Genomic DNA, 10343 nt, shown 5'->3' with positions numbered 1-10343 from the left:
CCGCCTCTATGGAGGCGGTGAGGTCGCCGGTCTCGGCCACGTACCGGGCCCGCTCGGCCACCGCCTGGAGGGGCCGGGCGAGGCTCCGGGAGAAAAGAATGACCACGATGGAGGCCACCACGAGGACGCCCACTATGCCGATGTAGACCGCCCGGCGCATGGCTCCCACCGCGGAGAGGGACTCCCTGACGTCTGCCGCCACGAAGACGACGTACCCGTTCGCCAGGGTCCAGTAGGACATGGTCTTCGGGACTCCGTTCCACAGGTAGTCTATCCGTCCTTTTTTCTCGCTGAGTATGCCGTCGGCGTACTGGGCGAAGCTCCCGTCAACCACTTCCCGGAATCCCGGGCCCTCGAATTTCAGGGTGGGGTGGTGGAGATATTTCAGATCCCGGTTGAGGAGGAAGGCGTACCCCGTGTCGTAGATTTTTACCGAATCAAGAACCGCCCGGACGAAGTCGAAGGAGAAGGTCATTCCGACGACGGCGGCAACCCGGCCGTCGATGAGGACCGGCTGGGAATAGACCACCACTTCCTCGCCGCTCTCGGAACGCTGGATGTCCCCCCAGTAGGGAGCGACGGTGTCAAGGGGCCTCCAGAACCATGCCGTGGAGGGGTCCTTCCTGTCGATGAGCTGGGCGGGGGACATGTTCTTCCCGTCGAGAAACATGAAAAGGGACCCGGGATCCGCCCGCTCGAAGGCCACCATGAAGGTCTTTTCGGTGCCGTAGATCTCAGGGTTGAAGATGATGAACAGCCTCCGGGCTTCCGGTGACTGTATTCCGAGGTCGGTCATGAACTTGCCGTTCTGGGCGCCGAACTGGGGAACCACGATGTCCGCCACTTCGGGATCGGGAAGGGTAGTGAACCTTGTGGTGACAAGGGCCGAAAGGGCTTTGAGCATGCCGTCGAACTTGTTGAACGTGGCGTCCATTCGGTAGGACAGGGATTCCGCCAGGGTGATCTCGTACTGCCGGGCCGAATCCTCGAGCCCCTGCCCGCCGATGTGCATGGCATAAAACCCGATGCCTCCCACTGCCAGTGCAAGGAGAACGATGACTACGGCCAGAATGCGTGTTGCGAGTCTGTTCAGTTTCAAGGAAAAACTCCCCCCTCTGAAGGTGATGGTGAAACAAGAACAGCCTGCGGCGATCGAAGGCTGTTCTTGCGAAATCTACCTCCGGCGGCCCGGCTGTCATGGCCCGAAGGCTGTAGACCCGAAGCTTTGCGTCCCGGGCTTTCGCCCGGTTTGCCCTATGGGGCGCGGATGAACGCTACAGTCGTTCCTTGAGTTCCTTGAGCTGCTGGGCCCGTTCCTCCGCTTTTTCGTCCAGGCCGAAGCGGTTCACCACAACTCGTTCGTTGACTCCGCGGAAAATGGTCCCGAGAGCGTCGGTCCCCGTGACGTCGAAGACGAGCCTGTTTCCCCGAACTTCCCGGAGAACCGCCTTCACGGTCACGGTGGTCCCGAGCATGGCCGGGATCTCGTGTTCCAGGTCGATTCTCCGCCCCACGGAGATGTACCCCTCGGGAAGCAGGTTTCCCGTCACCGCCATTGCGGCCTGAACGGCCAGGGCGGCGCATGCCGACGTGGAAAGGTACTGGTTCAGGTAGGGAGAGGCATTGCCGATGGTGTCCTCCAGATCCACCGTCTTCTTCACCTCGGCGCTCAGCCCCGTCTGCAGGAGTTCGGAAAGGTTCAGCATGGAACATTCCTCCTTACTTGTGGATATACTCCCTCTGCCGTCTATTCTACAGTAAGATCCCTCGCCGGGAACAATTGATCGTCAGTTTCTTCGTCAGTTTTTCCCCGGATTTCCAGGAGAAGGGCGGCGATCTTCGGATCGAACTGCCGTCCCGCCTGTTCCTTCACTTCCCTGAGAGCGTCGTCCTTGCTTCTGGCGGGCCGGTAGGGGGTTCCGCGGGTCATGACGTCGAAGGCGTCGGCTACGGCAATGATCCTGGAGAGCAGGGGAATGTCCTCTCCCGGGATGCCGGAAGGGTACCCCGTGCCGTCCCACCGTTCGTGGTGGGAGAGAATTTCGTCTGCCACGGAGGCAACATCCGGGGTGGCGGAGGAGGCCACCTTGTATCCTGCCTCGGCATGGCGTTTTACATCCTCCCATTCCTCCTCCGTCAAGGGACCGGATTTGGACAGGATTCTCGAAGGAATGGAGGCCTTCCCGATATCGTGGAGGCAAGCGGCGAGATCCAGCTTTTCCAGGTCCGGTCTTTCCAGGCCGAGCCGCATGCCCAGCATCCGGCAGAGCCGCCTTACCGAAAGGTTGTGTTCCGCCGTTTCAGGCGTGGTGTCCGCAAGGGACGCAAAGATGCTCTCGAGGATCGTCTCCCGGATCTTTCTGCTTTCCGAGGTCTTCTTTTCGTACATGTCTTCTTCGGCGTCCCGGAAGACGTTGGCGAAATCCTGCCAGCGGTGGAGCTTCGCGCTGTACCCGAGGGACATGCTGGGAGGGACGGGCATGTCCTTCACCTGGATCTTTCGGAAGGCATCCTCGATGCGGCAGACGATGGAGGCCGCGTCATCCTCCCGGGTATGGGGAAGCAGAATGACGAATTCATCACTTCCCCAGCGGAAGAGGAGATCGCTGCTCCTGCAGATTTTCCTCAGGACTTTTGCCGCGGCCTTCAGCATGGCGTCGCCCGCCTGGTAGCCGAAAGCGTCGTTGACCATTTTCATGCCGTTGAGATCTCCCATGATGATGCTGAGAGGAAGCTGGCGGTCACAGTCCAGCCGCTTGAGCTCATCCTCGAAGAATGCCCTGTTGTACAGCCCGGTAAGAGGGTCCTTGAAGGATTCCCTGGAAAGGCCCCCTCCGGCGGCCTTGAGATCGGCAATATCCCTGGCGATGGTCAGAACGGCGGGTTCGTTACCCCGGATAAGGGGGAAAAAGGAAAGTAGTGCCGGAAAGGACGTGCCGTCCTTCCGCCGGACGATTCCTTCCGCGGAAAAAGGGTGCCCTCTATCCAGGTTTTTCCAGGCCTGTTTCACCCGGAAGGGCGGCGGGGAGGCGAGAACTGCGGTCATGTCGGACGACAGCAGTTCCTGGGTCGTGAAGCCGAGTCCCTTTGCCGCCGCTGAATTGACCTCCCGGATCTTCCCGGCAAGCGTGTGGATAAAGACGAATTCTGCTATTCCCGCCATAAGGCATGTCAAGAGCTCCCCGGAATCGAAGCCCTGTTTCCCGTTCCCGGGAGCGGCGTCTGTCTGGTCCATTCAAAGGTCCTCCTTCTGTGCCTGAAAAAATGTGTGCCTGAAAAAATGCATTATATTATTATACGGTCGATTATACTCCGGGACAGAAAAAAAACAGTTCTTTCCCCTCGCGTCGTTTCTTGTTATATTGTACTGGACGGTCATGGTACTTTACTTTACATCCCCTGATCGAGGAGGTTTTTCATGAGAATCGTCGGATTCTGCAATCTGAAGGGGGGCGTGGGGAAAACCACCGCGTGCCAGAATCTGGCTGTGGCCCTTGCCCGGAGAGGGCTCAGGGTCGCGGCCCTCGACCTCGATCCCCAGAGCAACCTCACCGCCGGATTCGGGATCTCCGTTCCGGAGGATCACCCCTATATTTACGACTTCCTTCTCGGAGACACTTCCTTTGAAGAAGTCAAAGTTTCCCGGGAGGGGGTCGACGTGGTTCCAAGCACCCTCGATCTTGCCATGGCCGAGATGCAGATCGAAAGCCAACCCGGGAGGGACACTCTTCTCCGGGATGCTTTGGAGTCGGCCGATCTCTCCGGATACGACTGCGTCTTCTGCGACAGCCCCCCCCAGCTCGGCATTTTCACCCGCAACGTCCTCGCGGCGTCCCACGAGGTAATTGTCCCCCTGGAAAGCGAGTTTTTCAGCCTTGCCGGACTCCGCCTCCTCTCCAGGACGGTGGAGCTTTTCCGCAGGAGGCTGAACAAGGGGCTGGCCATCGGAGGGGTACTCCTCACCAGGCACAACCCCAAGATCATCATGAACAGGGAAGTGGAGAAGGAGGTCCGAAGCCATTTCGGGGACATCGTGTTCTCACGCTACATCCGCCGGAACATCAGCCTCGTGGAGGCCGGCGGCGCGGGGGTCTCCGTCTTCGGCTACGATCCTGAAAGCAACGGCGCCCTCGATTACTCGGTGGTGGCCGATGAACTGCTCGAAAGGTGGAAGAACAATGGCTAAAAAAAGGCCCAGCCTGAAAAATTACCTTTCCACGGGAGAAGTGTTCGTCGGAGAAGAAACCCTTTCCTCCTCCGGGAAGACGGAAGGAAAAACGGTTTCGGGAGAAGGGGCGACCGCTGCGGAAAAGGCTCCGTCGGGGAAGACCGGGAAAACCGCCGGAAAAAAGACCGCTGCAGCGGCCGGCAGGACAGCTTCACCGGAAAATAAGGCGTCGGCGGCTGCAGCGAAGAAGTCGCCCGGGGAGAAAAAGACCGCCGGGGAGAAAAAAACGCCCGCCCTGCGGAGCCGGACGAAAAAATCCTCCCCCGCTCCGGAGAAGCCTTCTGAAAAGAAAGGGGAAGAAAACCTCCCCGGAAACATTGATTCCATCCTGGAAATGCTGGCCCCGGAAGACCGTCCCCTGTGGGAGAAGCTCTTCGGGGCTGCCGAAACGGAATTTCTTCCCCTGGACCTGGTGGAGCGGAGAGAGGATTTCCGCACCATGCCCCGGGACCGGTTCACTCTCTTCCTGCTGGAAGAGCCGGGGAAGCCCCTCCTTCACGTGAGGTCAAGCGTCCGGATCCGGGAACCTCTGGTCTGTCTCATCAAATGGGACGAGACGGGGCTGATTTCCGTCTTCAGATAAGAGGCTGTTCCGGCAGAAGCGATAGGACGGCCTCTTCGAACGGCCTGGGGTGCCCGAAGAAGTACCCCTGGCCGTAGGTAGCTCCCTGCTCCAGGGTCCAGAGATATTCATCCTCCCGCTCGATGCACACCGCCACGGTTTCCATCCCCAGGTCGGAGGCGAGGGTGAGGATTCCCTTCACCAGGCGGCGGTCTCCGTCGCCCGTAAACAGTCTCCTTATGAAGCTGCCGTCGATTTTCAGCCTGTCGATGGGCAGTCTGCTCAGATACTGCAGGGACGAGTATCCGGTCCCGAAGTCGTCCAGGGCCACGGAAATCCCCTCCTTCCGCAGGGTTTCCAGGGAGGTTGCCGCTGCGGCCGGGCTTCCGATGAGTACTCCCTCGGTGATCTCCACCGTCAGGAGCCGGGGAGAGATCCCCGCCGCCTTCTTTTCCGCGGCGAGACGGGCACAGTAATCCCCTTCCAGGATGGAGCGGGCAGAGGCGTTCACCGAGACCTTCATTTGCTTGCCGCCGCCCGCAAGGGCGGCGAAGCGGGCGATGTCCCCGCAGGCCTGTCCGGCCGTCCAGCAGTCGATCTCGGTGATGAGTCCTGTCTCCTCCGCCAGGGGGATGAACTCGCCGGGAGGAATGAGTCCCCGGTCGGGGTGCCTCCACCGGACCAGGGCTTCGAACCCCTCCGTCCTTTTGGTTCCCATTCGGACGATGGGCTGGTAGTGAAGGATCAGCTCCCCCTGCTCGAGGGCCTTCCGGAGCTGCCCCTCCGCCGTGAGGATGTCCCGGGACCCTGCCGCTTCGTCCTCCCGGGAAAGGGCAATCTGCCCGAGCCCCCGGCCCTTGGCCCGAAGCAGCGCAACTTCGGCCTTTGCCAGGACCGCAGTCGCGGATACACATTTGTGTGCCTCGGGCAGAACCCCCATGCTCACGCTGGGGAAGATCGTCTGCCCATCCACGAAAAGAGGGGTCATGACTTCTTTCTTCACCTGGGTCAGGACCGGCGAGGTCTCTTCCCAGGCTCCCCGTTTCCTGAGAATGATGCCGAAGGCGTCTCCTTCCACCCTGGCGACCACGTCACCGGGAGACAGAACGCCCTGGATCCTGCGGCTGAACTCCCTGAGGAGATCATCCCCCTTCGCCGGGCCGATCATGTCGTTGATGAGGCGGAACCTGTCCATATCCAGGAGGGCCACCGCAAAGGTTTCCCCGGACCGTATGGCCTCGTCGGCCAGCATCAGGAACCGGGTGCGGTTCGGAAGCCCTGTTTTGTCGTCGAAATAGGCCATCCTCCGGAGGGAATCCTCCAGCTCCTTGCGGGCCGAAATATCCCTGGCCACCGAGAGGGTGAGAGTCCGTTCGCCGAGGAGGAAGGACTGGCGGTGGATTTCCACGGGAATTTCCGGTCCTCCGGGAGGAATGAGCTTCCCCTCGAAGATGGGGGACGTGTCTCCCGGCGCGGGGCCGGACTTTTCCTCCGTCAGGAAGGAAGAAAGCCTTTTCCCCTCCGGAACGTGGTTCCCGGTCTTCAGGACGGAGCGGGCCTCCCGGTTGGCGTGGACGATGCACCCGTTGTCGGAGAGGAACAGTGGGTCGGGGATGTTTTCCACGAGCCGCTCCAGGGAAGAGAGCATGGAGTTGATGGAGCCGGAGAGGGAGGTGACCTCATCGCTGCCCGAAAGGGGCATCCGTTCTCCCACCCTGCCGCTGGAAGCGATTCTTTCGAGGATCGCCCTGGTGTTCTCCAGCCTGTCGGTGACGGTTTTCTTGAGAAGGAAGAGGATGAGGGCCGTGAGGAAGCCGCCGAAGAGGGTGAGCCAGAGGAAAAACTGGAGCACGGTCTTTTTTCCCTGGAGGAAGATGTCCCGCCGCGAGGTGATCTCTATCAGGGCGGCCGGGGTACCCCGGAGATCCCGCAGGAGGGAAAAGCCCGAGATCACTTCGGAGGACAGGGGCCGGGAAAGGAAGGAAACTCCCGTGGACTCCATGGAAGCGAGGATCCCCCCCAGTTCCGCCGGGAGCGTGCTTTCCGCCCTGTGGATTTTGAGCGGCAGAAGAATCGACCGGGAGAGGGATTCCGCCTCTTCCGCCCCCACCTCTCTGGCAAAGAGGAGAACGCCCTTTGACGGTCCCGTCCCGTCGCTCCTGAGAATGGGGGCTCCGGAAACCATGAAGAGCCGTCCCTCCAGGAGGAAAAAGCCCGAGAACCCTTCGTAGCCGGACCTGGAAGCCACGATGGCGCCGTTGGAGCGGATCCATTCCATGAAGGCGGCCCCCCCTTCCGACGGAGAGGGGGCGGCGGAGCGCACTTCCCCTTCGGGGGTCAGGAAGACCATGGCGGAGAGATGGAGGGTTTCCAGTGTTTCGGGCTGGAGGTTGATCCTTACGTAGTCTTCGTTCAGGTCGTCCATATAGGCGTAGGTGTCGTCCCAGAAGGACCAGTCCCGGTTCACCCAGAGCAGCCCCTCCGCCTCCCTGAGGAGCATGTTCTCCGCGCGGGCCGCATTTCCGGAGATGGAGTCTTCTTCCAGTTTAATGAAGCTCTCCATGACAAGACGGCCTGACAGAACGGACACGCCTCCCAGGAAGAGGAGCATGGAGAAAACGATGATAATGAGAGTTCTCTTCCGGATGGACACGGAAACACGCCTTTCAGTCATGTAGTTCATCGTTTGTTTGGAATAATGACACCCATCCTGAGGATTATAGTACCTCCGGCACGGAGCGGACCGGGAGACGGAACAGCCGAAAAATGGTATTCTTAAGTCAAGGTCGTCGTCCTATACTGTCCCCTGAAAGGTCGGTTTTCCCATGTATTTTTTCGAGATGCTTCTTTCAGCCGCATCCCTCTCCATGGATGCCCTGGCGGTGTCCCTCGGGATCGGGGCGTGCCTCGGAGCGGCCACGGGAGGCGCGGCGGCCCTCAGGGTCGCCGGGGCCTGCGGCGGGTTCCAGTTCGCCATGCCTCTGGCCGGGTGGTTCCTGGGCAGCCGCTTCATGGTCTTCATTTCAGACTATGACCACTGGGTGGCCTTCGGGCTCCTTGCCCTCGTGGGAGGCAACATGATCCGCGAGTCCTTCAAGCCCGAGGACCCCACCTGTCCTCCCTCCGATCCTTCCTGCGGCATTGCCCTCCTGACGGTGGGAGTGGCCACATCCATCGACGCCCTCGCCGTGGGGGTGAGCTTCGCCGCCGTGGGGGCACCGGTAATGGTGCTGGCCTCATGGTCCGGGGCGATCACGGCCTTCGCCTGTTTCGGCGGCGTGCTGGCGGGATTCCGCGTGGGGCGGCTTTTCGGAAAGAAAGTGGAGTTCGCCGGAGGGCTCGTGCTCTGCCTCATCGGCGTGAACATCCTGAGGGTCCATCTCATGGGGTAGCAGGCGGGGAGGCCTGGGTGTACATAGTGCTCTGCGCAGACGGAACGCTCTACACGGGCTGGACCTTCGACCTTGCCGCTAGGGTGGAGGCCCACAACCTCGGCAGGGGGGCCCGGTACACGGCGGGGCGGCGCCCGGTGGAGCTTGTTTTCTGCGAGCGCCTTCCCTCGAAGAATGACGCCCTCCGGCGGGAGCGGGCCATCAAGAGGCTTTCCAGGCGAAAGAAGGAAACTCTGGCGGCGGAGTGGTCCGCCTGAATCCGCACCTCAGCGGGGAGCGTCACCGGAACTCGCTTGGGCGGGGGGTGCGGATTGTCGTCCGTGACAACTGCCCAGGCGAGTTCCGCGGCTCCCCGCGTTCGCCGGCTGTCTGCCTGTGAAACAGACATCCGTGTCGGTTTCTCTCGCCTCAGGCGCCCTTCCTCAGGGGCCTCTCCGCAAGGAGCGCGGAGCGAGATCTCTTCGCCCCTGGGGAGGGCGAATTCACCGTATGCCCGGCGACACTCCCTCTGCCTGAAAAATGAGCGGATTTAGGGTCCGGTGTTCCTCTTGTATCTCCGGGAGAGGGAGGGCTATAATATAATAAACTATTCACGAACAGGAAGGGGAGACCAGCATGGAAAGCGAGAGTAGCCCGAAACCGGAACCGTTGTGCGGCACAATCCGCTGAGGGCGTCCTGACGGTTTTTCGCGTCCGGCGCCCGCCGGGCGTGAAGGGAGGCTCAAGGGTAGTTCCCGTCCCTCCTTTATCGCCCCCGACAGCTTCAAACCCTCCGGTTCCTGCATTTCCCGACCGGACGGAGGAACATCCGCAAAGGGGGTTGATTCCATGATTTCCATTCTGAAAACCTTTCCCGACAAAACAAGCCGTCCCCTGACCCTTGAAACTCTGGAGGCCGGGGCCTGGATCGATTTGACGGCTCCGACAAAGGAAGAGATCGAGGCGGTGAGCCGTACAGTAAAGTGCCCCGCCGATTTTCTGGCAGCGGCCCTGGACCCTGAGGAAGCCTCCCGTATCGAGGCCGATGATACCTGCCTTCTCGTGGTCATCAACATCCCCAAGGTGGAGGGGAACTTCAGGTTCGACGCCATCCCCATGGGCGTCGTCATCACCACGGAACATATCGTCACCGTCGCCCTTGAGGAGAACGATGTCATCCCGTCCTCTCCGGCATCCCTGAATGCCTTCAGCACCTTCAAGCGGACCCGCTTCCTGTTCCAGGTGCTGTTCCGCGCCGCCACTCTCTTCCTGAAGTACCTGGTCCAGATCGACCGACGTTCCAACGCCATTGAGGCCAATCTCAGGAAGTCCATGAGGAACGAGGAGCTCTTCCAGCTCCTTGACCTCGAGAAGAGCCTTACCTACTTCACCAGCGCCCTCAGGTCCAACCGTTCGGTGGTGGACAAGCTCATCCGGCTCTGCGCCAACTCCCAGATGCACGAGATCGTCAAGGTCAGGGAGGAGGACGAGGAACTCCTGGAGGACGTGAAGATCGAATACGATCAGGCCTATGAGATGGTGCAGATGTACAGCAACATCCTCAGCGGCATGATGGACGCCTTCGCCTCCATCATCTCCAACAACCTGAACATGGTCATGAAATTCCTCGCCTCGATCACCATTATTCTGGCCATTCCCACCGGGGTGGCCAGCTTCTGGGGAATGAACGTCCACATGCCCTTCGGAGGACACCCCCACGGCTTCTGGATCGTTCTGGCCATCTCGGCCCTGTTCGCGGGAAGTTCCGCCTTCCTGCTCTGGAAGAAGCACATGCTGTAAAGCGCCCTGAACGGGGAGGGAGGGGATGTGAAAAGATGACGAAGCAAAGAAGGGAAGACAGGGAGCCCTGGGAGTACCTTGGGAAAAAACGCGTGCTCCGCAAACAGATCGCCGCCCTTCTGCTGTCGGTCATCGCCCTCTTTTTCATCGTTGTCCTCGGCGATTTCCTGTTTCATTTCTTTCACATCGGCAAAGACTGGTCCGACTCCCTCCTGGTGAGGATGATCGTGGAGCGGCGGCTGATTCTGCCTTTTTTCAGGTAGGTACAAGGGCCTTCCCGGTGAAAGGGGAGGCCCCTTTCATTTCCCCGGAAGCTCCGGGCTCGTCCCCACCCTACTTCTCTAGCCTTCTTCTCTATCTGCCTGCGGATTTGGGACAGGCC

General features: G+C 60.5%; 10 protein-coding genes and 1 riboswitch. Of the genes, 6 read left to right on the top strand and 4 right to left on the bottom strand.

The annotated features are described in order from the left end of the window. The 3 genes from JMJ95_RS12555 to JMJ95_RS12545 all read right to left on the bottom strand — a co-directional run. The coding region (locus JMJ95_RS12555) for a Cache 3/Cache 2 fusion domain-containing protein (RefSeq protein WP_290685908.1) at nucleotides 1-1099 on the bottom strand (1099 nt) is incomplete at its 3' end. Between the two features lie 80 nt (nucleotides 1100-1179). Then, a riboswitch (cyclic di-GMP riboswitch) is annotated at nucleotides 1180-1264 on the bottom strand. A gap of 10 nt (nucleotides 1265-1274) precedes the next feature. Then, nucleotides 1275-1706, bottom strand: a complete 432-nt coding sequence (locus JMJ95_RS12550) for a thioesterase family protein (RefSeq protein WP_290685906.1) — start codon at nucleotides 1704-1706, stop codon at nucleotides 1275-1277. A gap of 41 nt (nucleotides 1707-1747) precedes the next feature. Further along, nucleotides 1748-3235, bottom strand: coding sequence for an HD domain-containing phosphohydrolase (locus JMJ95_RS12545; protein ID WP_290685902.1), 1488 nt, complete (start codon nucleotides 3233-3235; stop codon nucleotides 1748-1750). A 183-nt stretch (nucleotides 3236-3418) separates the two neighbouring features. Between JMJ95_RS12545 and JMJ95_RS12540 the strand changes: the two genes are divergently transcribed. After that, nucleotides 3419-4186, top strand: a complete 768-nt coding sequence (locus tag JMJ95_RS12540; protein WP_290685899.1) for a ParA family protein — start codon at nucleotides 3419-3421, stop codon at nucleotides 4184-4186. Further along, nucleotides 4179-4811 (top strand): hypothetical protein, encoded by a 633-nt coding sequence (locus JMJ95_RS12535; RefSeq protein ID WP_290685896.1) that lies wholly within the window; start codon nucleotides 4179-4181, stop codon nucleotides 4809-4811. Before JMJ95_RS12540 ends, JMJ95_RS12535 begins: the two co-directional genes overlap by 8 nt. Here JMJ95_RS12535 and JMJ95_RS12530 read toward each other — a convergent pair. Next, nucleotides 4804-7464, bottom strand: a complete 2661-nt coding sequence (locus JMJ95_RS12530; protein ID WP_290685894.1) for an EAL domain-containing protein — start codon at nucleotides 7462-7464, stop codon at nucleotides 4804-4806. The two genes, JMJ95_RS12535 and JMJ95_RS12530, sit on opposite strands and share 8 nt — an antisense overlap. A 151-nt stretch (nucleotides 7465-7615) precedes the next feature. On the opposite strand from JMJ95_RS12530, the gene JMJ95_RS12525 reads away from it, so the two are divergent. The 4 genes from JMJ95_RS12525 to JMJ95_RS12510 all read left to right on the top strand — a co-directional run bounded on the left by JMJ95_RS12525 (nucleotide 7616) and on the right by JMJ95_RS12510 (nucleotide 10224). Then, a complete protein-coding gene (locus JMJ95_RS12525; RefSeq protein ID WP_290685891.1) occupies nucleotides 7616-8182 on the top strand; it encodes a manganese efflux pump MntP family protein in 567 nt (188 codons plus the stop codon). Nucleotides 8183-8199: 17 nt separating this feature from the next. Further along, complete coding sequence (locus JMJ95_RS12520; protein ID WP_290685888.1) at nucleotides 8200-8439, top strand: GIY-YIG nuclease family protein; 240 nt, start codon at nucleotides 8200-8202, stop codon at nucleotides 8437-8439. Nucleotides 8440-9010: 571 nt separating this feature from the next. Continuing rightward, on the top strand, nucleotides 9011-9961 hold the full coding sequence (locus JMJ95_RS12515; RefSeq protein ID WP_290685885.1) for a magnesium transporter CorA family protein: 951 nt from the start codon (nucleotides 9011-9013) through the stop codon (nucleotides 9959-9961). Between the two features lie 35 nt (nucleotides 9962-9996). Then, entirely contained in the window at nucleotides 9997-10224 is a 228-nt protein-coding gene (locus tag JMJ95_RS12510) for a hypothetical protein (RefSeq protein WP_290685882.1), read from the top strand. The last annotated feature ends 119 nt before the right edge of the window (nucleotides 10225-10343 follow it).

Source organism: Aminivibrio sp. (genome assembly GCF_016756745.1).
Lineage (GTDB): Bacteria > Synergistota > Synergistia > Synergistales > Aminobacteriaceae > Aminivibrio.
This window is presented reverse-complemented; position numbering and strand designations above follow the sequence as displayed.

Coding starts and splice junctions, on each gene's coding strand:
- JMJ95_RS12550 (WP_290685906.1), bottom strand. CDS start 1,706: ATGCTGAACCTTTCCGAACTCCTGCAGACGGGGCTGAGCGCCGAGGTG.
- JMJ95_RS12545 (WP_290685902.1), bottom strand. CDS start 3,235: ATGGACCAGACAGACGCCGCTCCCGGGAACGGGAAACAGGGCTTCGAT.
- JMJ95_RS12540 (WP_290685899.1), top strand. CDS start 3,419: ATGAGAATCGTCGGATTCTGCAATCTGAAGGGGGGCGTGGGGAAAACC.
- JMJ95_RS12535 (WP_290685896.1), top strand. CDS start 4,179: ATGGCTAAAAAAAGGCCCAGCCTGAAAAATTACCTTTCCACGGGAGAA.
- JMJ95_RS12530 (WP_290685894.1), bottom strand. CDS start 7,464: ATGACTGAAAGGCGTGTTTCCGTGTCCATCCGGAAGAGAACTCTCATT.
- JMJ95_RS12525 (WP_290685891.1), top strand. CDS start 7,616: ATGTATTTTTTCGAGATGCTTCTTTCAGCCGCATCCCTCTCCATGGAT.
- JMJ95_RS12515 (WP_290685885.1), top strand. CDS start 9,011: ATGATTTCCATTCTGAAAACCTTTCCCGACAAAACAAGCCGTCCCCTG.
- JMJ95_RS12510 (WP_290685882.1), top strand. CDS start 9,997: ATGACGAAGCAAAGAAGGGAAGACAGGGAGCCCTGGGAGTACCTTGGG.